Annotated in this window: 19 protein-coding genes; 11 read left to right on the top strand and 8 right to left on the bottom strand. The window is 68.0% G+C overall.

Annotated elements, in window-relative coordinates:
- Positions 1-15: 15 nt before the first annotated feature.
- From JQX13_RS43125 to JQX13_RS43115, 3 genes are read left to right on the top strand one after another with little or no spacing between them, the layout of a single operon-like run.
- Complete coding sequence (locus JQX13_RS43125) at positions 16-840, top strand: alpha/beta fold hydrolase (RefSeq protein ID WP_203405222.1); 825 nt, start codon at positions 16-18, stop codon at positions 838-840.
- A gap of 37 nt (positions 841-877) precedes the next feature.
- A complete protein-coding gene (locus JQX13_RS43120) occupies positions 878-1333 on the top strand; it encodes a hypothetical protein (RefSeq protein WP_203405221.1) in 456 nt (151 codons plus the stop codon).
- Positions 1225-1686 carry a phosphotransferase family protein gene (locus tag JQX13_RS43115; protein WP_203405220.1) on the top strand — a complete coding sequence of 154 codons (462 nt, stop codon included), beginning with the start codon at positions 1225-1227 and terminating at the stop codon, positions 1684-1686. Before JQX13_RS43120 ends, JQX13_RS43115 begins: the two co-directional genes overlap by 109 nt.
- Here JQX13_RS43115 and JQX13_RS43110 read toward each other — a convergent pair.
- Both JQX13_RS43110 and JQX13_RS43105 read right to left on the bottom strand, forming a co-directional pair.
- Positions 1668-3671, bottom strand: coding sequence for a hypothetical protein (locus JQX13_RS43110; RefSeq protein WP_239014204.1), 2004 nt, complete (start codon positions 3669-3671; stop codon positions 1668-1670). The two genes, JQX13_RS43115 and JQX13_RS43110, sit on opposite strands and share 19 nt — an antisense overlap.
- A 25-nt stretch (positions 3672-3696) precedes the next feature.
- Positions 3697-4641, bottom strand: coding sequence for a DUF3142 domain-containing protein (locus tag JQX13_RS43105; RefSeq protein WP_239014203.1), 945 nt, complete (start codon positions 4639-4641; stop codon positions 3697-3699).
- Positions 4642-5053: 412 nt separating this feature from the next.
- Here JQX13_RS43105 and JQX13_RS43100 point away from each other — a divergent pair, with 412 nt between their 5' ends.
- Entirely contained in the window at positions 5054-8092 is a 3039-nt protein-coding gene (locus tag JQX13_RS43100; protein ID WP_203405218.1) for an error-prone DNA polymerase, read from the top strand.
- Positions 8093-8318: 226 nt separating this feature from the next.
- Here the strand turns inward: JQX13_RS43100 and JQX13_RS43095 are convergent, their stop codons facing one another.
- A complete protein-coding gene (locus JQX13_RS43095; protein WP_203405217.1) occupies positions 8319-9245 on the bottom strand; it encodes an NAD+ kinase in 927 nt (308 codons plus the stop codon).
- Entirely contained in the window at positions 9238-10215 is a 978-nt protein-coding gene (locus JQX13_RS43090; RefSeq protein WP_203405216.1) for an SPFH domain-containing protein, read from the bottom strand. Before JQX13_RS43090 ends, JQX13_RS43095 begins: the two co-directional genes overlap by 8 nt.
- Positions 10216-10486: 271 nt before the next feature.
- On the opposite strand from JQX13_RS43090, the gene sitA5 reads away from it, so the two are divergent.
- The 4 genes from sitA5 to JQX13_RS43070 all read left to right on the top strand — a co-directional run bounded on the left by sitA5 (position 10487) and on the right by JQX13_RS43070 (position 14831).
- Positions 10487-11941: a SitA5 family polymorphic toxin gene (gene sitA5 / locus JQX13_RS43085; RefSeq protein ID WP_203405215.1), complete on the top strand. Its 1455-nt coding sequence runs from the start codon at positions 10487-10489 to the stop codon at positions 11939-11941.
- Positions 11938-12354 carry a DUF2019 domain-containing protein gene (locus JQX13_RS43080; RefSeq protein ID WP_203405214.1) on the top strand — a complete coding sequence of 139 codons (417 nt, stop codon included), beginning with the start codon at positions 11938-11940 and terminating at the stop codon, positions 12352-12354. Before sitA5 ends, JQX13_RS43080 begins: the two co-directional genes overlap by 4 nt.
- Positions 12355-12473: 119 nt before the next feature.
- Positions 12474-12806: a DUF2019 domain-containing protein gene (locus tag JQX13_RS56615; protein WP_203405213.1), complete on the top strand. Its 333-nt coding sequence runs from the start codon at positions 12474-12476 to the stop codon at positions 12804-12806.
- Positions 12807-13979: 1173 nt separating this feature from the next.
- Positions 13980-14831, top strand: coding sequence for an alpha/beta hydrolase (locus JQX13_RS43070; RefSeq protein ID WP_203405212.1), 852 nt, complete (start codon positions 13980-13982; stop codon positions 14829-14831).
- Between the two features lie 10 nt (positions 14832-14841).
- Here JQX13_RS43070 and JQX13_RS43065 read toward each other — a convergent pair whose 3' ends face one another.
- The gene (locus tag JQX13_RS43065) at positions 14842-16503 is read right to left on the bottom strand and encodes an acyl-CoA dehydrogenase family protein (protein ID WP_203405211.1); all 1662 of its coding nucleotides are present in this window, start codon (positions 16501-16503) and stop codon (positions 14842-14844) included.
- A gap of 75 nt (positions 16504-16578) precedes the next feature.
- Here JQX13_RS43065 and JQX13_RS43060 point away from each other — a divergent pair, with 75 nt between their 5' ends.
- Positions 16579-18435, top strand: a complete 1857-nt coding sequence (locus tag JQX13_RS43060) for an ATPase (RefSeq protein WP_203405210.1) — start codon at positions 16579-16581, stop codon at positions 18433-18435.
- Positions 18436-18483: 48 nt separating this feature from the next.
- Here the strand turns inward: JQX13_RS43060 and JQX13_RS43055 are convergent, their stop codons facing one another.
- Together JQX13_RS43055 and JQX13_RS43050 are read right to left on the bottom strand one after the other, a co-directional pair.
- Entirely contained in the window at positions 18484-19773 is a 1290-nt protein-coding gene (locus JQX13_RS43055; protein WP_203405209.1) for a serpin family protein, read from the bottom strand.
- Positions 19774-19918: 145 nt separating this feature from the next.
- Positions 19919-20692: a WbqC family protein gene (locus tag JQX13_RS43050; RefSeq protein ID WP_203405208.1), complete on the bottom strand. Its 774-nt coding sequence runs from the start codon at positions 20690-20692 to the stop codon at positions 19919-19921.
- A gap of 111 nt (positions 20693-20803) precedes the next feature.
- Here JQX13_RS43050 and JQX13_RS43045 point away from each other — a divergent pair, with 111 nt between their 5' ends.
- Together JQX13_RS43045 and JQX13_RS43040 are read left to right on the top strand one after the other, a co-directional pair.
- The gene (locus JQX13_RS43045) at positions 20804-21238 is read left to right on the top strand and encodes a hypothetical protein (RefSeq protein ID WP_203405207.1); all 435 of its coding nucleotides are present in this window, start codon (positions 20804-20806) and stop codon (positions 21236-21238) included.
- Positions 21235-22164, top strand: a complete 930-nt coding sequence (locus tag JQX13_RS43040) for a tyrosinase family protein (protein ID WP_203405206.1) — start codon at positions 21235-21237, stop codon at positions 22162-22164. The genes JQX13_RS43045 and JQX13_RS43040 overlap by 4 nt, the downstream gene beginning before the upstream one ends.
- A gap of 1 nt (position 22165) precedes the next feature.
- Here JQX13_RS43040 and JQX13_RS43035 read toward each other — a convergent pair whose 3' ends face one another.
- Positions 22166-23263: an endonuclease/exonuclease/phosphatase family protein gene (locus JQX13_RS43035; RefSeq protein ID WP_203405205.1), complete on the bottom strand. Its 1098-nt coding sequence runs from the start codon at positions 23261-23263 to the stop codon at positions 22166-22168.
- Positions 23264-23556 lie beyond the last annotated feature (293 nt).

Genomic DNA, 23556 nt, shown 5'->3' with positions numbered 1-23556 from the left:
ACCCTGGAGCGCAACATGCCCTTCCTGAACGTCAACGGTACCCGCCTCTATTACGAAGACTCGGGCGGCTCGGGAGAGCCCCTCGTGTTCAGCCATGGCCTGCTGTGGAACTGCCGGATGTTCGACAAACAGGTGGCGGCGCTGAAGGACCGCTACCGCTGCATCGCCTTCGATCACCGTGGCCAGGGCCAGAGTGACGTGTGGAAGGTGGACACCGTGGACATGGAGACGGTGTACGCGGACGCGGTGGGCCTCATCGAGAAGCTGGGCGCGGGGCCGTGCCACTTCGCGGGGCTGTCCATGGGCGGCTTCGTGGGAATGCGGATGGCGGCGCGGCGGCCGGACCTGCTGCTCTCGCTGATCCTGATGGAGACTTCGGCGGACCCGGAGCCGGAGGAGAACGTGCCGCGCTACAAGGCTCTCAACTTCACCGCCCGCTGGTTGGGGCTGAGGTTGGTGGCGGACCGGGTGATGCGCATCATGTTCGGCCGCACGTTCCTGGAGGATCCGGCGCGGTCGGTGGAGCGGGCCGAGTGGCGGCGCCGGCTGATGGAGAACCGGCGTGACATCTGGCGCGCGGTGAACGGCGTCATCCGCCGGCGTGGGGTGTACGAGGAGCTGTCTCGCATCAAGACGCCAACGCTGGTGCTGGTGGGCGCGGAGGACGTGGCCACGGTGCCGGCCAAGGCCGAGCGCATCCACGCGGCCATCGCGGGCTCAAGGCTGGTGAAGCTGCCGCGCGGTGGGCACACCTCGTCGGTGGAGGAGCCGGAGTTGGTGAACGCCGCGCTGGTGAGCTTCCTGGAAGAAGTGTCCTCCGGGTCGCGCCAGGTGGGTTGAGCCCGGAGCATCGGGGTCCGAAGAAGGGGAGGGCGCAATGAGCACGCCAGACTGGATGGACCGGACGAGGGCGGTGCGTCCGGGCGAGGAACTGGATGTCTCGTGGCTCCTCAGCGGGCTCCTGCCGGTGTACCCGAAGGTGCCTCGGCCTCTGGTGTTGTGTGGCGAGAACGAGTCACCCATGGGGGTGACCTTCTATGTGATGGAGCGGGTGCGCGGGGTCATCATCCGCGCGAAGCCCCCGAAGGGACTGGAGCTGACGCCGGAGCTGATGCGGAAGCTGTCGGAGAACTTCGTGGACAACCTGGTCGACCTGCACGCGGTGGACTGGCGCGCGGCGGAGCTCGGGAAGCCGGAGGGGTACCTGGGCCGGCAGGTGGCGGGGTGGACGGAGCGCTACGGGGCAAGGCGAAGACGGACGACATCCCCGAGATGGAGCAGGTGGCGAAGTGGCTGGCCGGACACCTCCCGGCGGAGCTGGCGCCGACGCTGATCCACAACGACTACAAATACGACAACCTGGTGTTGGATGCGGAGCGGCTCCCGAGCATCCGGGCGGTGCTGGACTGGGAGATGGCGACGATCGGCGAGCCGCTATCGGACCTGGGGATGGCGCTGGCGTACTGGGCCGAGGCCAAGGATCCCGAGGAGCGGCTCGCGTTGCCGTTCGGACCGACGATGCTGCCGGGCAACCTGGCGCGCGAGGAACTGGTGGCGCGGTACGCACAGAAGAGCGGGCGGGACACGAGTGGAATCGCGTTCCACTACGTGCTGTCACTCTTCTGCACGGGCGATCGAAACGGGAAGCATCCGCTGAGGGCGGGGGGCTACTTCCCGCTCCCCTGACTCTTCGTCTCCCGCCGTCTGCGGCGCACGAAGAAGAAGGCACCCGCCACGGGCAGCAGCATTCCGCCGCCCACCATCGCCAGCGTACTCAGCCGCCGGGCCGGCCACCGCAGGGTGAGCTTCTGGTTTCGAAGCCGCTCGAAGTCCGGCTCCGGGCAGCTCTGGCCGAACTGTGAGACCTCGGGGACGAAGGCCCCCCGCTTCACATAGGTACGCCAGAGCCGCTGGACCCGCTCCGGGTCGGTGCGCGAGACGAACCGCGCGGCATGGCAGAGGAGCGCCGCGTATGCCTGGCTTCGGGGTGGCACCAACTCCGCCGCCTTCTCGGCCAGGTCCGCCGCCGTGGAGCGGTAGTGGAATCTCAGCGGGTGCGGAGGCGCGTGGGCCGAGCAGCGATCCTTCTCGGCCTCCGTGGTGACCGGGACGTCCTTCAGCGCGATTCGTGCCGGGGTCACCTCGATGTGCTGCCGCATCTCTGGGCGCCACGTTCCCGGGTCGAAGAACCCCTTCATGTAGCCCCAGTCCGGTGTGAGCTCGGTGCCCAGGAGCTCGAGGCCCTGGGTGCGCGCGAGCCGCGCCGCGGAATAGAGCGCCTGTGCCTCATCCACGTCGCTCCAGGCGGATTGGGCCTGGTCGAGTGCCTCCACGTACTTGCGCGCGGGCTCCTCCCACCGCGTGCCTCGGAAGAACGCCTGCGCCTCATGGCCACGCCCGCTCCGCAACAAGCGCCGTCCGAGCAGCACCCGCAGGCGCGCGTTCGGGTCCTCGTCCGTCTTGTCGTGGGTCTCGTACTTCAGAAGGGACGAGAGCTCGGGAGCGCACCGGCCCGCCGGATCGGAGGCATGGTCCGCCAGGAACCGCTGGAGCTCCTCCACCGTCAGCACGCGCTCGGCGATGTAGGCGAGGTCCTCCCAGGAACAGCTCGCCAGGGCGTGCTCCGCTGCCTGCTGGAAGTCACCCTGCGCGAGTGCGAGCAGGGTCCGTTCCCCCTCCACCCGCGCCCGTGGCCGCTGGGGATGCTCGTCGAGCTCCTTGCGAGACCAGTCTTCCGCTTCGGGGTACCCCTGTGCGGCTTCCGCGAGGCACTGCTCCGCCAACGGCCGGTCCCCACGCCGCAGCGCCAGCTTCGCCCTGACCCACGCGTCCAGCGCGGTCTTCTCCTGCCCGGCGAAGCGCTCGGCCAGGTCGAAGCGTCCCGCCTGCCAGGCACTCGCCGCGAGCCGGTCCGCCCCCGCCAGTCCAGGCACCGCCGCGAGTGCTTCCAGCAGCCGAGGCATCGGGGAGCTTTGAGCCTCACCGTCCACCCACACCGTCTCCTTCGCGCGCGTCCAGGCGTAGGTCGTGAGCAGGCGCTGCGCCAGGGGATCCCGCAGTGCCTTTCGCAGGCGTGTTTCATCAAGGGCGAGCTTCCGGGCGACGAACAGCAGCGAGGCCTGTCCGCTCACACTTCGGTGGGCCGCTTGCTCCGCGTAGAGCCGGATGGCGCCCGTGTCATCACCCTCATTCAGGAGCACCCGTGCCTCCTCGCCGAGGCTCGCCACCGCCAGGCCGAGTGGATCCTCGAACCCCTGGCGGACCAGCTCACGCACCTGGCTGAAGTGCAGCCGCGCCTCCGGTGCCGAGTGCGCCGTCCGCCCCAACATGAAAGCCGCGAAGGTGGAGAAGCGTCGGCGCTCCTCGGCGGGCAGCGTGAGCACCTCGAGGAAGCGGGCCCGGGCTTCCTCCCAGTCCCCCGCGTGGAAGGCCTTCGCGCCGGCCTCGTACAACGCCGTCTCGCGGGCTCCGCCTCCTGTCCGAGCTCCTTCCGGCTCCGGGTAGCTCTCGACCACGAGGAAGGTATCCGCTGGCTTTGGCAGCAGTCGTGACACCTCGAGCATGAAGAGGCCGTCCGGCAGCTCCGCCAGCGTTCCGAGCCTGTCGCTCAGCAATTCGGGTGGGAAGTCGGGGCCGCAGGCGTGCGCGCGGCGCACGGGCGTCAGCAACATCAAGAGAGCCAGACACGTCGATATGCTACGGAGCAGCAAGGGTCACCTCGGTTCCCCGCACGAAGCCGATGACACGGCGCTCTCCCACGCGCAGGCGGGGAGGCATGCGCGCCACGAGCGAGGTCCCCTGGGGGGAGTAGCCACCCACTCCATCGAGGACCTCGAGATTTCCGGAAAGGGAGAGGCGCGCGGGAGCCTCGGCATCCACGCGGCCCGTGTTCTCGATGACGATGTCCAGAGTGCCTCCCCCTGCATCCACGAGGCGAGGGACGAGCCGCGGGGCGAGAGATTCACCCCGCACCACCGCCGCGAGCGTGGGGAGGCTCCAGGCGTCCGGATCCCCCCGGTGGCCGAGCCGGAACCAGATGATGCCGGCGACACCCTCCACGGGGCGTTCGCGCAGGCCAGCGAGGAAGCGGGCCACGTCTCGCGGCTCCGCGGACAGGCGCGTCCCCTCGCGCAGTCGCACGCGGTAGGTGGGGAGCGCCACGAGGAAGGGGCGGCCGGTGGCGCGGGCCCAGGCCTCGGTGAAGCCCCGGGCCTCCTCGGGCGTGAAGAGCGTGGGCGCGCGCACGGCGTGCACCTGGAGCACGATGCCGTCGGGAACGGAGACCAGCCGGGCGAGCGCTGGCGAGGTGCTCCATGTGGGCAGTGCCGTGATGGAGAGCGCCATCTCCCCGAGTGCCGTTCGCTCGCGCGCCAGCCAATCCGCGTAATCGGCCAGCGCGGCGGTGGCACAGTCATGATCGAGCTCGATGCCTCGGACGCGCACGCCCCTGGCCCGCCAGGCCCGCGCATGCGTGGCGACCTCCTGGAGGGAAATACCCTCGAGCGGCGCCGTGCCATCCACCCGCATCACCGCCACCACCTCGCGGCCGCTGCGTGCCAGGGCCTCCACGTCCACCGCCACATCCACCGGGATCCGCGCCGGCCCCGAGCGTTCGCGCGCCAACACACGGAGCGCACTCAACTCCGAAGGAGCCTCCGCGACGGCCTGGACCAGTTCCGGGCTCCAGTCACGCTGCCAGACGTAGGTTTCGTGGATGAGGGCGCGAGGTAATGACGGGTCTCCCCGCGTGCACGAGAGTCCGAGCACGAGGAGCAGCACGCAGCCCCACCCCCAAGCGCGTCGCCGAATCGAGGACACGGTCGAACCCTATCAACGATCGAACATCCACCCGAGCATCTTCGCATCCACTCCCTCTCCCTCTGGGAGAGGGTCGGGGTGAGGGTCTGGATCAGACGTCTCGGGTTCCCACCCACGCGCTCACTTCACGAGAAGGTCACGCGGTGGGAGCTCACCTCCAAAGTGACGAGACACAGCGGGTAGACAGAACATACCTACCGGGGCGGACCTTCCGCCTGAACGGCTGCTCAGTAGGGTGGCGGACGTGTACGCGGAGCTGGTCTGCCGGTCGAACTTCTCGTTTCTACGCGGGGCCTCGCACCCCGAGGAACTGATCCAGGCCGCCGCGGAGCGGGGACTGGCCGCGGTGGCGCTCGCGGACGGGGACGGGCTGTACGGGGCGGTGAAGGCGCACCTGGCGGCGAGGGACGCGGGCATCAAGTTCCTGCTGGCCAGCGAGCTGACGCTGATGGATGGCCCGAGGGTGGTGGTGTACGCGCAGGACGCGAGGGGCTACGCGAACCTCAGCCGGCTCATCTCGAAGAGCCGGATGCTGCACCCCAAGGGGGAGGCGGGCCTGCCCTGGCGCGAGCTGGCCGAGGGCAACGAGGGCCTCCTGGCATTGCTTCCGCACCCGGTCCCCGTGGAGCGAGTGGCACCGCTGGCGGAGGCCTTCCCGGAGCGCTTCTACGTGGGCGTCTCCCGCTCACTGTCCTCGGGAGACGAGGCGCGGGTGGCGCAGGCGAAGGCCCTGGCGAAGGATCTCGGAGCGCCCCTGTGCGCGCACAACGACGTGCACACGCACGACCGGAGCCGCCAGCCGCTGCAGGACGTGCTCACGGCCATCCGGTACAAGACGACACTGGGGCAGCTCGGGACGCGGCGGCTGCCCAACGCGGAGCGGACGCTGAAGGGGCCGGAGGAGATGGCGCGCCTGTTCGCGGACTGCCCGGAGGCGCTCGAGCGCACGCTGGAGCTGGCGGGCCGCTGCCACGCGACGCTGGACGGGCTGCGCTACCACTTCTCGGAGCAGGACCTGCCGCCGGGACACTCGACGTCGAGCTGGCTGCGCGAGCTGACGTACCAGGGCCTCCAGGTGCGCTACCCGGGAGGCGTTCCGCCCGAGGTGGTGAAGCAGATCGAGCACGAGCTGAAGCTCATCGCGGCCCTGGATTTCGCCGGGTACTTCCTGGCCATCTGGGACATCGTCCGGTTCGCGCGCTCGCGGGGGATTCTGTGCCAGGGGCGGGGAAGCGCGGCGAACTCGGCGGTCTGCTACGCGCTGGGAGTCACGGCGATCGATCCGGTACGGATGGGGCTGCTCTTCGAGCGCTTCCTGAGCATGGAGCGCAAGGAGCCGCCGGACATCGACGTGGACTTCGAGCACGAGCGGCGCGAGGAGGTGCTGCAGTACGTCTACGAGAAGCACGGCCGGCACCGCGCGGGGATGGTGTGCGAGGTCATCTGCTACCGGGGGAGGCTGGCGCTGCGCGAGGTGGGCAAGGCGCTCGGGCTGTCGCTGGACCAGGTGGACCGGCTGGCGAAGACGGCGGGCTCGCATGGCGGCGAGATGGGGCCGGAGCTGCTGAAGGAGGTGGGGCTGTCGGTGGATGACCGGCGGGTGAGGCAGACGCTCGCGCTGGCGACGGAGATCGAGGGCTTTCCGAGGCACCTCTCCATCCACGTGGGCGGCTTCGTGATCACCCGTGAGCCGCTGGTGGAGATGATCCCGGTGGAGAACGCGGCGATGAAGGGCCGCACGGTGGTGCAGTGGGAGAAGGACGACCTGGAGGCGGTGGGAGTCCTGAAGGTGGATCTGCTGGGGCTCGGGATGCTGACGGCGCTGGCGAAGTGCCTGGCGCTGATCAAGGAGCACCACGGGCGCGAGCTGTCGCTGGCCACGATTCCAGCGGAGGACCCGGCGGTCTACGAGATGCTGTGCAACGCGGACTCGATCGGGGTGTTCCAGATCGAGAGCCGGGCGCAGATGAACATGCTGCCGAGGCTGAAGCCTCGGTGCTTCTACGATCTGGTGGTGGAGATCGCCCTCATCCGGCCGGGGCCGATCGTGGGGGACATGGTGCACCCGTACCTGCGAAGGCGCGAGGGGCGGGAGCCGGTGGAGTATCCGTCGGAGGACGTGAAGCGGATTCTGCGGAAGACCCTGGGGGTGCCGCTCTTCCAGGAGCAGGCGATGAAGCTGGCGATGGCGGTGGCGGGCTTCACTCCTGCGGAGGCGGACGGACTGCGGCGGGCGCTGTCACACAAGCGAGCGGAGGAGCGGCTGGGGCCGTTCCACAAGCGCTTCGTGGAGGGCGGAGTGGCGCGGGGGTACACGCCCGAGTACGTGGACACGCTGTTCCGCCAGTTCCGAGGGTTCGCGCACTACGGCTTCCCGGAGAGCCACTCGGCGAGCTTCGCGCTGCTGGCGTACGCCTCGGCGTGGCTGAAGTGCCACTACCCGGCGGCGTTCACGGCGGCGCTGCTGAACTCGCAGCCGATGGGCTTCTACGCACCGCACACGTTGGTGGCGGACGCGCAGCGGCACGGCGTGAAGGTGCTGGGCGTGGACGTGAACCACTCGGGGTGGGACTGCACGATGGAGGAGGGGGGGGCACTGCGGCTGGGCCTGCGAATGGTGCGAGGGCTCCAGGAGGCAGCGGGACGGAGGGTGGAGTCGGCACGGCAGGGCGTGCGCTACGCGAGCATCGGAGAGCTGGCCCGACGGACGAGGACGCCCCGGCACGAGCTGGCTCGTCTGGCGCTGTCGGGGGCACTGGGGAGCCTCAGCGGCTCACGGCGGGACGCGTTGTGGGAGATCCAGGCGCTGGGCCCGCTGGAGGAGACGGACCTGTTCTTCGGGATGGCGATGGACGGGACGCAGGTGGAACTGCCCCAGATGAACGTGGCGGAGCGGGTGAGCAAGGACTTCGAGACGGTGGGCGTGTCGCTGGAGAAGCACCCGCTGGAGCTGCTGCGGCCGGTGCTGCGCAAGCGAGGCGCGGTGACGGCGGCGGGTCTGGAGCGGGTGCGAGCGGGAGCCCGTGTGGCGGTAGGAGGGATGCTCATCTGCCGGCAGATGCCACCGACGGCGAAGGGATTCTGCTTCCTGTCACTCGAGGATGAGACGGGGATCGCGAACCTGGTGGTGCCACCGGATGCGTACGCGCGATTCCGCAAGGACATCCATGGCGCGCTGTTCCTGGTGGGGCAGGGGACGCTGGAGAAGACGGGGAAGGTCACGAATGTGAAGGTGCAGCAGCTGGAGCCGCTCGCCTCCGCGCTTCCGGGTTAGGGTTGGAGAGTGACGTCCGAAGTGCCATGTCGAGAACTGGTCGACGCTTCGCTATGACGCCTGCCGGAGATGCCGTGTCTACCTTTCTGGCACCACTCCAGCGTCGACGGAAGTGAAGGCCGTTGTCGGCCTCGTGAGCATCTTCGCGCCGGTATACGCCATCTACGCATCCCACCAGACCTATAAAGGCCAGCGAGTTACGAACACCCGCGTCTACTTTAGCCGCTCAGTGAACGACGAGCCGGGCGCGCTGGGCGGCCGGGCGCACCCGGGCCGTGGTGCCGGCGTTGAAGGCGAGGAAGTCCTCCTCCACGCCGTCGCTGAAGATGACGCCCCCCGAGGGCATCCTAGACTCCACCTCCAGTTCCTGCTGCGCGCTGACGAAGCCGGCCACCACGCTGGCCGCCGAGTGCCGGCTGATGAAGGGCTCGCGCACCACGAAGGCCAGCCGCGGGTCCTCCCAGGAGAGCCGCCACGGCAGTCCCGGCTGTCCTCCTGTTGCCTCCGTGAGCCCCTGCGCGAGCGTGAACACCGAGGACAGCCAGCCGCTCGAACCCGCACCCGTGGAAACGATGATGCCGCTGGAGGACTGGGACTCGGCGCGGCGCTCGTAGTGCAGGGTGTAGCGGGCGGAGACGTGGGTGCGCGCCCCGAGGAACAGATCATTGAACCCGAGCAGCCGCTGACCATCGCTCAGCACCACCTCGGCGAGCGTTACCTCGCGGAAGCGGGCCTGCTCCTCCAACACGTGGCGCACCGCTACCCGGGCCTTGTCGATGCCGAAGGGCAGGAGCACGCCATCGAAGCGCTCCGGGTCCGGATTGACGCCGACGATCGGCTGGGAGCCCACGTACTTCGCCACGTTGGCGACCAGGCCGTCCTGGCCCACCGTCACCACCAGTTCCTTGCCGGTGAAGAGGAAGGTGGGCACCAGCGATCGGTCCACCTGCTGCACCGGTAGCCCGAGTTCCTGCAGCTTATGGAGCGCATCGAGCGAACGGCGATAGGTGTCGTCCTCCCGCGCGTAGTCCTCGAAGTCCTGGCCGGCGTGCTCCAGGTAGAAGCGCGCCTGCGAACGCGTGTTGAAGCGCTCCACCAACTCGGCGAGCCGCGTCCTGCGGGTGACGAGGACGATCTTCTCGTACTCAGCCATGGCGCGCCTGGCTCCCCGATGGGCCCGAGAGCAGCGAACGCAGCAGATCCGGGGACACGTTCAGCTCGCCGATCTTCCCCGCGTTCTCCGCCATCTCACGGAAGGCGAGCGCGATGTTCAGCTTGGGATCGTTCCCGCCACCGGCCGCCGCCATGAGCACCTTCCAGTCCACATCCCGCACCGGGGCGAGCGTTTTCTCCAGCGCGTAGGCCCTGGCCTCGGCGGCCTTGCGCTCGTTCTCGCTCCAGCGCTCCATGAAGGCGGCGCGCTGCTCCTCCACGGCAATGTCCGCGGCGATCTGCGCCTCGCGGATCTGCCGCTTGCCGGCCTCGACGGACAGCTCGGTGGCGATCTCGCTCTCCTTGATGCGCCGCTCCTGCTCCACGGCGGCGTTGCGGCGGGCGTAGATGGCCTCGTCCGCGCGCCGCTGGAGGGCCTCACGAGCCTCGGCCTCGAGGGCTCGCGCCATCTCCGGGGTGGGGCGCGTCGAGAGGAGCGCGAATCCCTGTACCTCGACGCCGAGCATCCGCACCGCCTCGGTCTCGCGCAGCGCCGCGAGCACCTTGCCCTCGATGGTGGCCGCCTGCACGAGCACCTCGCGCAGGGGCATGGACTGCACCACCGTGCGTGCGCGCACCTGGACGATCTGGACGAGCCGCTCCTCCAGCTTCGAGGGATCTTCCGAGGCGTACTCGCCCGAGGGCTTCACCGAGTAATCGAGCAGCCCGGCGAGCAGCTTGGGATCCGCGACGCGGTAGGTGAGCTGGCCCTGGAGGGTGACGGCCTGGAAGTCCTGGGTGATCTCGTTGAAGACGAAGGGCACGTCCGAGCTGGAGAGCGGCACGGCGACCACGGTGGTGGTGGGAGCCCAGTAGAAGAAGGAGAGGCCGAGCCCCTCGCGCTTCACCCGCCCGTCCTTGAACTGCATGACGTACGTCGTCGGCGGCGCCTTCATGTACCGGATGCTCATGACCCACCCCTCTCGTCTTCGTGTTTAATTGACACCAACATAGTGTCAGAAAAACACGGATGCAACCAGAAGTGGAGCCGTGGACTCCCTCTCCCTCTGGGAGAGGGCCGGGGTGAGGGTATTTCCCACGAGGTGTGTATCGCGTGTAACCAACCAGGCCCCGCGCCGGAATCGGTGTCTTGACAATGGGCCTCCTGGCAACTTGACATCTTGCCTCCACAGCAGCTTGAGCTGGCATCCCCCGCGCTGCTCACCTGGGAGAGGTATGGCAATGTCGAATCGTCAGCTGCCCTCTGCTGGTGAGCGGCAGTGCTCGCGCATGGGGACGTTGGCTCTGGTTGCACTGGTGCTCCTTGGTGCGTGTGTCACGGGGACACCCTCTGACGGCCGGCAGATGGCGTACCTCGATCAGCGGCCAACGCCGCGCCAACCTTCGGAAATGAGGGGGCAGGCGAATGAGGTCCGCGGCGAAGAGGGCAACAGCGCGCTCATCTTCGCCAGGTTGCCGACGGACTTCGCTCCAGTGCGAATAGGGGACGCGGAGTTCAAGGCCGCGCTGGTGAAGCAGGTGCTCGACATGCCGTTGAGGGTGGCTTCCTCCGCCCCTGTACAGCGCGGCGGCGGGTTGGCGCCCGGCTCCGGGGGAGCGGGGGGAGATGCATGGCAAACAGAGCTGGCCCGAGCCTATGAGCGCCACTGTGGGCAACGCCGCACGCCAGGGGACTGCCTCACGCTGTTCGATGACGGGCCCTACCTCCAGGACGACGATAAGCGCAGCATCGCCATGGCCCTGGCGGTGGGCCCGGCCCTGGAGGGAGTGGACGCGGAACTGCGGGCCACGCTCGACCCCACGCGGGTGCTAGCGACCGTGAGCATCTCGCTCACAGCGTACATGGCGCTGTTGGTGGCACCGGAACCCGTATCCAAGGGCGTAGCCGCCGCCTTCACCGTGCTCTTGTGGGGTTATCTCGGGTTTGAGTTCTTTGACCTGATCCGAGCGTACGTGCAGCTCTCCGAGGATGCGGCGCGGGCCACCACGTTCGCGGAGCTGCGCGAGGCGGGCGAGCGGTTCGGCCGTGTCATTGGGCCCAACAGTGTACGCATTCTCGTCCTGGTGGGGACGGCGGCGGTCGGTGGAACAGCGGCACTCGCATCCAAGGCGCCGAAGTTACCGGGCTTCGGGCAGGCCTCGCGAGCCATTGAAGTCAACACCGGCTTGAGCTTTGTGGATGCGGCGGCTGGAGCAGAGCGGATCATTGTCTCCGTACCCGAGGGGACGCTCCGCGTTGTCCTGCCCGTGACTGCCGTGGCCATGACGGCTCAGAGCGGCGGTGGCAAATCCTCTGGAGGAGGGAGCGGGACGCCCAAGGAGGGCAGGCTGCTTCCGAGTGGGCATCGGGCCTTCAAGTCCTTTGATGACTTCAAGGATGTCATGGGGCCAGCGGGGAAGGGTAATCAATGGCACCATATTGTCGAGAAGCGCGAAACCAATCTGAAGCGGTTCGGTTCCGAAGCCCTGCATAACACAGAGAACGTGGTTCCTCTTGATGAGGGAGTGCATATCGATGTGAGCGCATTCTATTCATCGAAACAGGAATTTATCACCGGCTCTCCAGGTTTGACTGTGCGGCAGTGGCTCAACACGCAATCTTATGAGGCCCAGCGTCAATTCGGATTGAGAGCTATCGAAAATATCAGGAGTGGAACCTGGCGACCCCGGAAATGAGTCTCGAAGAGCTTGTTGAGGCATTTGCCCACCACACGGCAGCACAGACCGATGCGATTTTTCGTGGAGATTCAAAAACAGGAAACAAGCACGCCAACAAGCGCCTTGCCGCGTTCAAGAAACTGCGTGCTCGTGGTGATGTCGGGCGGGATGCTCTTGCTGCGCTATTCAAACACCCACGAATGGATGTTCGCGCCATGGCTGCGGCATATCTGCTCAGGCACCGAACAGCAGAGGCTACAGCTGTGCTGATGGAGATCTCCAAGGGAGAAGGCTTGGCTGCATTCGGGGCTTCCGAGGCCTTGAAACGTTGGGAAGAAGGGACCTGGGCCCTGGACCCTGCCGAAGTAGTTACGGGCGAGGACTCTATGCAAAACAAGCTGGAGCCGCCGGACTCCTCCAGCAAGCATTGAAGCGGTTTGGGGTATTGCATGCTTCTGAGGTATTGAAGAATCGGGGGCAAGGCACTTGGCAGATCGCCGGAGTCGTTCTGTGAAGAAGACGCAGTTGAAAAAAACTCCCGACAGAGCAGTTGATTGAACTCACCAGGACCAACTCCGCAGAGAGGTGTCGTGCCATATCGGAGGGCAGACCGAGCGACGGCAACCGCCTGTTCGATCTTCTCGTGGCGATTCATAGGGAGCTGCGGGTGAGAGGTATAGAAGCGCAGCGGCAATTGTTGGTGCTGCTAGATGATCCAGACCTGGGAACTCGTTGTTGGGCTGCAACAGCGGTCATGGAGTTTGCGCCAACAGAGGGGGAGTGGGTGCTTGTTGACCTCGCAAGAAACGCTGGTGGTGTGGTTGGATTCTCGGCGGAGTGGACACTTAAGGAATGGAAGGCAGGCACTCTGAAGCCTCTGTGACTTGTGAGTGCCTGATCGGGCGTGACTCGTGTTGGTTCGGGGGATGCCACGCGCTTCGAGTGCCCTCATTCGGCAGATCCGCAAGCGGCCCGGTATGTACGTGGGAGGTACGGGCGGCTACGGCCTCCACCGGTTGCCGCTGCTCCTGCTGGAAGCGGGGGCCCTCGCCGCGAGCGAAGGTCGCGGTGGCGAAGTGATCCTCCACTTCGGGAGCGACGGCTCCTGCTCGTTCTCCTTCAACGGGCCATTGTGGCCGTCACGGTTCGTGTCCGAGCCTCCTGGGGACTCGCTGGCTCGCCTGTTCACGCCGGCTGACACCGACCATCGTGCTCCCCGTCCGGACGGTGCGCCCGAGACGTCCATCCTGGTGTCGCCCTACGAAGATCTCGCGATCGTCAATGCGCCCGCTTCGGAGCTCGATGTCTCTCTTTGCTCCGGCGGGAGGACCTGGCGGCAGGCCTTTCGGTGCGGAGAGCCGGTGGGCTCGGTCCAAGAAGTTCCCGTCACGGAAGAGGGGCGTCTGTCATCCAGCGGCACGCGCATCCACTTCGTGCAGGATCCCTCCATCTTCGAGCGGCCCCGGTTTTCCCTCCTGGGATTGTCGTTGCGGATGGAGGAGCTGGCCGCTCTGCACGAGCATGTCTCCTTCCGGCTGCGCGACGACGTGCACCAGGCAGAGGCCCACCACCGTTGCGAGCGCGGACTCGTGGACTACGCCGCACGGCTCTCAATGCCGGCCCTCCCACTCCATTCACCCTGGAGCTTCGAGGGGAGCCATGAATCCACCCGGGTGCGGCTCTCGTTCCGGTGGGGTGGGGCATCAGGGAGCCGGGCGGTGTCCCGGGTGAGCCAACCCCGGGCGAGTAGGCGCTACAGGAAGCGCTTCATCACTACGCCGAGTCGGTGGGTCGCACGCAGGGGCTCTCGGCCTACATTCCTTCCGTGCTCCTGGAGGGACTCACGGTGCTGCTCGATGTGACGGTGCTGCGGCCGGTGTGGCTCGGCCCCCGTGAAGGGAGAGCTCGCCGATGAGGACCGTGAGTTCGACGTGGCCTGTCTGGTCGAGGCGTGGCTGAGCAAGCGGTTCGAGGTGGAGCCGGCGGCTGCGGAGCGGATTCTGGAGCACGTCATCGCGCGGTACGTCGGACGCGGGCAGTGCGTTAAGGTTCCGCCATGGGTCGTCTTCGAAGGGCGAGGCGGATGCTGCTCCTGGTGGTGGCCGTACTGGTCATGGCGTACGTGGGACTCTGCGTGCTGGTGTTCGTCAACCAGCGGCGGTTGGTGTTCCCGGTGCCACCGGGGGCTCGCGAGCCGGCGCTGCCCGGAGCCACGCTCCTGCGCATCCCCGGGCCGGAGGGCTCGACGGTGTTCGCGTTGCACGTGTCCGCGCCAGCGGGGGCCCCGACGGTGGTGCACTTCCATGGCAACGGCGAGCAGCTCGCGGACGAGCAGTGGCTGGCGCAGCGCTTCCAGGAGGCGGGGCTCGGCTTCTACGCGGTGGAGTACCCGGGTTACGGGCTCGCGATGGGGCAGGAGCCTTCCGAAACGGGCATCTACGCGGCGGCGGAGGTCGCGTTGGAGCACCTGTATCGAGAACTGGGCGTGCCTCGAGAGCACACGGTGCTCCAGGGACAGTCCCTGGGCTCGGGCGTGGCGGTGGAGATGGCGAAGCGGGGCCACGGTACGCGGCTGGTGCTCATCACGCCCTACACCTCGATCGTGGAAGTGGGAGCGCGGCTCTTCCCGTGGCTCCCCGCGCGCCTGCTCGTGAAGGATCCGTTCGACAGCGCAGCCAAGGCACCTGGATTGAAACAGCCGGTGCTCATCGTTCACGGGACTCGGGATGAGGTCATTCCCGTGGACATGGGGCAGCGGATGGGAACCCTGCTCCCGAATGCCACCACGCGCATCCTCGAGGGAAGGCGTCACAATGACGTGCTCGACCGGCCGGCCATCCTCCAGGAGCTGATGGCTTTCGTGCGAGAGGGAGCACGGCCGGCAGCGGTGTTCCAACCTACGCCTTGAGGGGCGAGCATCAGCTCACCAGCAGCCGTGCGTCGTCCAGGTCCATGTCGGCGATCTGGTCCACGCCGTTGCGCATGAGCCTCCGCGCCGCCGCCATGGCCCTCGGGCCGTGCCCGTTGTCCAGGCACCACTGCGCGTGCTCCACCAACAGCGCCAGCTCGTAGGTGCGGCCCAGCGTCAGTGAGAACCGTCTCGCCCCGGCCTCCACCGCCGCCGGGTTCTCCATCGCCTTCATCACCCACGTCCGCGCCTTCTCCAGCGCGTCCTGCGCCGCCGTCACGCACGGCCTCAGGCCCGCGTCCTTCGCCGTCCCCAGTCGCCGCTCCGCGTCCGTGTACAGTGCCTCCAGCGCGCCGCCCTTCGCCATCGCCCTCAGCGTGTCCAGCGAGAGCACGTTCGTCGTCCCCTCCCAGATGGACAGCACCTGCGCGTCCGCCAGCACCCTCGGCAGCCCCGTGTCCTCCACGTAGCCCGCTCCCCCGAAGCTCTCCACCGCCTCCGACGTCACGTGCACCGCCTGCCGCCCCGTCGTCAGCTTCGCCAGCGGTGTCACCAGCCGTTGCAGCAGCAGCTCCTCCTCCGTCGCCGTCCTCGCCTCCATCTTCCCCAGCAGCTCCACCGCCCGGAACGCCAGCAGGAAGCCTCCGTGGAACTCGGCCTCCAGACCCGCCAGTGTGTCCACGTGCAGAGGCTTCTCCGATAGTGGCGCTCCGAACTGCACCCGCCGCTTCGCGTAGTCCCTCGAAAGCGCCAGCGCCCGCCTCATGCTCCACGCGGCGCCCATCGCGTTCCACGTCCGCGTCACGTTCAGCATCGACGCCATGTTCCGGATGCCGTCCGTCAGCCCCGCCACCGGCACCGCCAGCGTCCCGTCCAGCGTCAGCTCCGCCGTCGGTACCTTCCTCGTCCCCAGCTTGTCCTTCAGCCGGTTGATCTGGATCCCGTTCAGCTTCCCGTCCGCCCCTCGCGTCTCCACGTAGAAGATCGCCAGTCCCTTGCCCCCGGGTCCGTTCCCCTCCGGCCTCCCCAGCGTCAGCGCCATCTGCGCCGTCGTCGCCGAGGTGAACCACTTCGTTCCGTACAGCCTCCACCCCTCGGGCGACTGCCTCGCCACCGTCTGCGTCAGCCCCACGTCCGAGCCGCCCGTCCGCTCCGTCATCCACTGCCCCGACGTCCAGAACGTCTTCGGGTCCCTCGACGTCAGGTGGGGCAGGGTGCGTTGGATCAGCTCCGGGTTCCCCAATGCGAGCAGCGTCCTCGCCGCCCCGTCCGTCATCGCCAGCGGGCACGAGTAGACGTCCAGCGACGGTTGCACCAGGTAGTTCAGCGCGAACTGGTGGATGCGCGAGCGGTCTCCGTTCTTCTGCTCGTACGCCACCGCCACCAGTCCCCGCTTCGCCGTCAGCGTCTCCGCCTCCTTCCACAGAGGCGACACCTCGATGTGGTCCACCCGGTGGCCCCACGGATCCCACTGGGTCAGCACCGGCTCGTTCAGCCGGTCCCTGAGCTGATACTCGTAGTAGTACCCGCCTCCCAGCTCGCCCAGCTCACGGAGCTCGTCCTCGAGCCCGGTCCGCATGTCCCGTGGAAGCACCCGTTCGAGATAGCTCCGGAGGAGCGCATCGTCGTCGTACTGGTTTCCAAGCCTCGGGGGATCCTGGAAGAAGCTCATACCGGGCAAGCTAGCATCGAGCGGGCTCGGGACGGCACTTGCTGCTAGACTCGGCCGCCCCAACCCGGAGCGAGCATGGCCGAGCAGCGGAGGCCGGGGGCGAATCCCCCTCCATTCGAGTCCCCCGAATTCGAGACCGACAGCGGTCGCACCGTCACACCTCGGGAGATCCCCATCACCCCCCCGGCGAACGTGCTCTCCGCGCCTCCCCGGCCTCGAGTGCCTCCCGGGCAGGCTCCCGGGGGTCCGGCGCGGCCCCCGGCGTCCCCCGAGCGCCGTCCCATCGGTCCCAGCCCGTTCCTCGAGCGTCGCGCCCCGAGCCCTCCGAGCCCCGAGGCCCGCCGCGTCATCTCCAACCTCCCCACGGAGCAGCTGCCTCCCGTTCCCGGGGAGCTGCGTCGCTCGGGTTCGCCCGTGCCTGGCATGGACCTGGCCTCGGTGCCCCTGGAGAAGCGCACGGCCCCACCGGTGCCGACCCTGGACCTGCCGTCCGTGATCGTCGATCAGCGCCGCACGGCCCCGCCGGTGCCCACGTCGGAGCTGCCTCCCGTCTCCGTCGAGCCGCGCCGTCCCACGTCCGGAGTCCCGGTCGCCGAGCGCCGCATGACCGGCACGATGCGCCGCGCCGCCGTGGGCGAGGGTGGGGGAGCGGCCGGCTCCACGGGGTTCTGGCCCCCCCAGCCGCGCACGCTCGCGGACACGGGCCTCACCGCCACCATGGTGGAGGAGCTCGTCCTCAAGGCCATCTTCTTCGCCGGCGAGATGCGGGGCATGGACATCGCCAACCGCCTCAAGCTGCCCTCCGCCATCATCGATGAGGTCGTCGAGGGGCTGCGCCGCCAGAAGTACATCGACATCCGCGGCGGTGGTGGCTCGGGCGTGGGCAAGTCCACGATGATCTACCAGCTCACCACGTTCGCCACGGACGTGCTGCGGCAGATCCTCGATCGCAACCGCTACAACGGCCCCGCCCCCGTTTCGCTCCAGGAGTGGATCGAGGTCGTGAAGAAGCAGACCGTCCGCGGCAACCGCATCACCCGCCAGCGGATGGAGGACAAGTTCGGCGACCTCATCATCCGCGACTACATCTTCGACGGCATCGGCCCGGCCATGAACTCGGGCCGCGCCATCTTCTTCTACGGGCCCCCCGGCAACGGCAAGACGGCCATCTGCCAGGGCATGGTCAACTGCTTCGATGGGGAGATCTTCATCCCCCACGCCATCCTCATCGACGACTTCGTCGTCCGCATCTACGACAGCATCCTGCACAAGCCCATCGAGGATGATGAGGGCACGCAGCCCTATGATCGGCGCTGGGTCCGCTGCCGCCGGCCGCTCGTCGTCGTGGGCGGTGAGCTCACCCTCGAGATGCTCGACCTCGTGTACTCGCCCGAGGTCAAGTACTACGAGGCTCCCTTCCAGATGAAGGCCACCAACGGGATGCTGCTCATCGACGACTTCGGGCGGCAGAAGGTCTCCCCGAAGGATCTGCTCAACCGGTGGATCGTCCCGCTCGAGAGCGACGTGGACATGCTCACGCTCCACACCGGCAAGAAGGTCCAGGTCCCCTTCGACGTCTTCGCCGCCTTCTCCACCAACCTCGAGCCGAGCGACCTCGTCGACGACGCCTTCCTGCGCCGCGTCCGCTACAAGCTCGAGGTCCAGCCTCCCGACGAGGATCTCTTCCATCAGATCTTCGAGGTCATGTGCCGCAAGCGGGGCGTGGCCTACGACGCGGACATGGTGCAGTACCTCATCGACACCCACTACAAGCCCATGGGCCGCCGCTTCGCCGCGTGCCAGCCGCGAGATCTGCTCGATCAGGTGATCGACATGGCGCACTACCGCGGCATGCCTCCGCAGTTGGAGCAGGATCTGATCGACTCGGCGGTGCGCAGCTACTTCGTCCGGTTCGACAAGGAGTCGCGCTGAGCGGGGTGAGGCGAGCCCGTCTTGATGGCGGGCCCGCCCCGGTTCATCTCAGGGGTTCACGACGCGCCCGAGGAAGAGCACGCTCTTCGTCTCCACGTCCTCGATGAGGAAGAGGAACGGGCGGTTCACCGTGGTGGGCTTGGGTGCGGAGGTCGGACCGCCGGAGATCCCGGTGGCGGCGGCGGCCTCGGTCCCCTGCTCGTCCACGGACACGAAGGCCTTATGCATCGCGCCCGTGAGCATGAGGGCCTCCTGCTGCGTCATGCCCGACAGATTGGCGCTCTTGGTGAAGGCGTCCTCCATGCCGAGCGCTTTCATGGACTTGGGGAGGTGGACCTCCTGCCTCACCTCGAACTTCGGAAACCTGAGGATGGTGTAGCTGGGCTGGAGCCCCGCCCGGACGCTGTCCAGGAAGCTCGCCGAGAGCCGTGACTCGATCTCCGAGAACCGGTCCTGGCCGGGAACGATGACGAGCATGCGGAAGGCCTGCCCCACGTAGGGGAGCGCGACGGCCTCGAAGCCATCGCCCGTCATGTGCGGGAACGAGCCCGTGGTGCTCATCATCGGGACCTGCCGCGTGCTTCCGTCCAGCAGGTGGAAGGGGGCGGGCCGGGTCGCATCGGGCAAGAAGGGCTCGCGCCACGCGCCCTTGAAATAGAGGGCGTTGGCGAGCAGCAGGCGCGTGTCGCGGGTCACCATGTCGGGGGGGAACAGCTCATGGATGCGGCCTTCCGTTCGGCGCTGGACCCAGTCATTGACGCTGTCGCGGATGGCGTCGGGCTCGGCGGAGAAGTCCACCACGCGCATCCCGGAGCCATAGTGCTGGGCGAGCACGTCGAGGAACGGAGGTTCGAACGTGAGCCCCTTCTGGCCCCAGGCGCCGTTCACCACGCGGAACGTGGGGGGAGTGCCCTTGTCCTCTCCCGGCTTTCCGGCGTGGGACTGGAGCGACAGGTCCAGTGCGTTCATGGCGGGATGGAGCCGTTCCTGGGGGAGGGTGAAATGGAGCGCCTGGGCCATCTGCGTCTCGGTGTTTCCGCGGGCGCCCGCGTACACCATGGCGAAGGCCTGGGTGATGCTGAACGGCGAGAAGAAGAGGTTCTCTCCCGGCTCGGCGATCTCCCGGTACAGAGAGGCACCGAAGTCGGTGTTCCCGGCGACGAGCGCCGCGAAGTCCTCATCCGGGACGTTCGGTGTCGTCTCCCGCTCCTTGTCCGAGGCGACGAGCTCTCCCGGCGGCTCAAGTTCCTCGTAGCCCGGCGAATTGGGGGAGGAGCAGCCCGTGAGTCCCAACACTGCGGCGAGTGAGGGGGCCAACCAACGATGAAGTGAAGTCATGTCTTGTTCCTCGACTGCGTGTGCGCGCGGCCAGGAAGCAAGGCCCATGCACGCGCCGGCAGTGAGGGACTTCAAGGACTTGGGGTGTCGAGCCCCGGGCGGGGGCCTCGGATTTCCGAGGGCGGTGCTGCGTCTTCCGCGAGGCCTACTTCGCGAAGGGCCCCCACGGGTTGGGCTCGAGCCACCCGCGCACCTCTTCCACCGGGACGTTCGACAGGACATCCACGATGGACAGGCCCACCACGAAGCGCTCCCCCTTGCGGCCCTGGTCGTAGGAGGGGTAGCGGAACTTCTGCCACAGCAGCCGCACCCCCGCGTCCCGGAAGGGGCCCGGCCGGAGGTACAGCGAGCCCACCGCCGAGTAGTACGTGTCCATTCCCAGCTGCGTGCAGTACGACGCCAGCCGCCCCGTCTTGTCCGGGTGAGAGCGGTCCAGCGTCGACGCCAGCACCACCCGCGGCTTCAGTCCCAGCGGCTCGTGGAAGAGCGCCATGCTCGAGAGCAGCGTGCGCAGCAGGGAGCCAGGCCCCCGCTCCTTCGCTGCTTCCTCGTAGAAGCCCTCCAGTCTCGGTAACACCTGGCTGCGGAAGTACGGCCTCCTCCCGTACAACGTCGTCAGCGTGGTCAGGTGCTTGCGCGTCCACGGTTGGCTCGTGTCCACCGCCAGCTCGGAGATCCGCGTGTCCCGGTGCGCTCCTTCCAGTGGAATCGTCAGCCACTGGAAGGCGGGCTCGGACGGAGGGGGCAGGGGAGTGCCCGGAGGCAATGCCACGCGTGCCCTTCGCTGCCAGCCCCGTCTCAGCCACTGCACGTTGTCCAGCACCAACAGCGTGTCCGCCCTCGCCACCTGCTCGTAGAAGTCCAGCCACGGCAGGTAGTGCGGTTGCTCGGCGACCAGGACTCCGGACGGTGCGCTCACGGGGCGTGACTGTAATCAGGGACCACCCATACGGCGTCACAAAACGCGCGAGCCCCCTCTGTCCCACGGGCGCAGAGGGGGAGGGATGACGTTCCGTTGGGAGAGACACCGATGGCGGCCAGGAAGAAGCGACAGGCAGGGCAGGGGAAGCCAGCACGCCGGGGTTCCACGACGGGAGCCGGGGCGTACCGCATCCCCCCGCTCGAGTTCGATCCGTTCACCCCGGGCCTCGAGCATCCGGAGTGGATACGTCAGCAGTATCCCGCCTACGTCGAGCACTCGCACGAGAGGCTCGCGCGCAGCGTGCGCACGCTCGAGCACCAGGGGCGCAGCATCTCCATCACCACCACGTACGAGGTGCGCGTCGATGGGCGCCCCATCACCCTCCACATGATGGTGGATGAGGAGGGACAGCTCTGGTCCCACCTGTGCCCCTACCTGACCTTCGCGTCGGCCCTGGAGCTCGTGCGCCACCTCCTCACGCGCATGCCCCACCTGTTCGAGGGGGCGCCTGAGCATGAGCACACGCACGGAGGTGCGCGATGATTCGCCGGAACATCCTCTCGGACGAGGGCGTCGGGCAGCAGTTCATCGACGGCGTGCTGGCGCTCAAGGATCCGGCCCGCTTCCCCTGGCCGGGGCAGCAGGGGCTCTCCATCTATGACTTCTTCGTGGCGTGGCACCACCAGTCGATGATGCTCTTCACGCCACCCACGCAGCGCGATCGCAACTCGGCCCACTCGGGTCCCTCCTTCCTGCCGTGGCACCGGTACTTCCTGCTGCGGTTCGAGGGGTACATGATCACCGCGCTGGGCGCCCCCGACTTCCGGCTGCCCTACTGGGACTGGTCCGCGGATGCGGCGCTCTCCGCTCCCAGGCTGTCCCCCATCTGGAGCCAGGACGCCATGGGACGCTTCATGATGCCCGACGTCTGGCAGGTCCGCATCGTCCCCTCGGAGCGCGGACTCACGCGATTGGCGCGGCCGCGGCCTCTCGAGCGCTCCCTTGGAACGCTGGGCGGTCCGCTGCCAGCGCGCGACGCGATCCGCACGGTCCTGCGCGATCAGGTCCTGTATGACGCCCCTCCGTACAACAGCTTCTCCTCGGGCTTCCGCAACTACCTGGAGGGATGGGAGGGGCCGGCGCGGATCCACAATGTCGTGCATGTCTGGATTGGCGGCGACATGGTCGACAGCACCTCGCCCAACGATCCCATGTTCTATCTGCACCACTGCAACGTGGACCGCATCTGGCGCGCCTGGCAGCTCCGCTACCCGAACGCCCCCTACGTCCCCGCCCAGAGTGCATCCAACAACCTGGCCTTCCACCGGATCGACGACACCCTCTACTCGGTGTTCCGCGAGCCCACGCCCGTCACCCCGCGCCGGGTGCTCGATCCACTCGCCCTCGGTGCTCCCTTCGGCGCCGCCAACCACTACGACTACGACTCGCTCGCGGACCTGCAGGGCTGAGTCACATCCTCAGGCGCGCCACCACTCCGGCCTGGCTCTTCGGCGCGCCGCCCACTCCATAGGCCTGCACGGGGCCGACCCTTCGGAGCCCCGGTGCGACGGGGTTGCGCACCAGCACCAGGTTGAGGCGCTCCGCCAGCGAGGGCAGCTCGAGCGGCATGTCCGCGCCGGCCCCGAGCGCGCTCCCCGGGCGGCGCGTCCACACGTCCACGTAACCGGCCAGCAGCAGCTCCCGGTAGGTGGGGGCCCCCATCAATCCCAGGTTCGCCGGCGTGTTGAAGTCCCCCACCAGCACCACCGGCAGTGACTCGCCCCGCAGGGCACGAATCAGCTCCTCGGCCTGCGCCAGCTGCACGCGCAGCCCCTCGTCGTCCGGTGCCGGCTCCAGGTGCGTGCTGACGAACCGGTACTTCCGGCCCTCCACCGTCGCCGCCACCGAGGCCCAGCCCCTGCGCAGCTCCACCGGCTCCAGTCCGGGGCGGGACACCTTCCGGTGCGCCAGGTAGTTGCCCCCCCGGACTCCGCTCACCTCCACGTCCGCCCGCGCGAGGATGATGTCGAAGTCCGTCAGCCGCACATCGTCGAACGTGGGCCCGGCGCTGGTGAGCAGGGGCACCTCCTCGTCCGCGTTGCGCACCCGCGCGACCTCCCGGTAGTGCAGCCCGCGCGCCTCCAGCTCGCCCAGCAACACGGGCAGGACGTCCAGGTACACCGTCAGCGCGGGCCGCGTGCCTCCGAAGATGGCGTCCCCCGGGCTCTGCAGCCGCACCTGGGCCACCTGCTGCAGCCCGATGAGGTGTGGCCGGGCGTACTGGATTTCATCCGCCAGCCTCCGCACCCGGGTGGAGACGTCCTCCTGGCGCAGCGCGCCAAATACCTCCGCGGCCCGTGCCGGCAGCTCCGCCGCGGTGGGGGCCTCCAGGATCCGCTCCAGGTTCCTCCCCGGAGAGAGGACCCGCGTCATGACCGTGAGGGCTCCCGGGTCGAGGAGCTCGGAGGTCGAGACCGGCTTCCGCACGTCGGCCACCTGGGGCAACGCCGCCACCTGACAGGCGCCGAGCGCCACCATCCACAGTCCCACCACGATGCCGTACTTCATCTGTGACCTACCCCCCGGCCCATCCCGCCCCGAACACCCCGTGTCTGCCCGCTCACGCACAGACACAACCCGGGTGAAATAATGGTTCTCCGCTCGTATGCCAGGGGCCTCGGCGTGCCCCCTGTTTCCGGCGACCACCATTGAGCACGTGGAGGTCGCACAAACGTTGGACACGTGGCAATAATGGGGGTCGCCCGTAGCCCCCCCGACCAGCCATGGCTCCCCCTTCGCCCCTCCCAGCTCTCCCCCATGAGGCGCGAACGAGAGTAGGCTTGCGTCCAACAGGAGAGGGG

This window comes from Archangium violaceum (assembly GCF_016859125.1).
In the GTDB taxonomy this organism is placed as follows: Bacteria; Myxococcota; Myxococcia; order Myxococcales; family Myxococcaceae; genus Archangium; species Archangium violaceum_A.
This window is presented reverse-complemented; position numbering and strand designations above follow the sequence as displayed.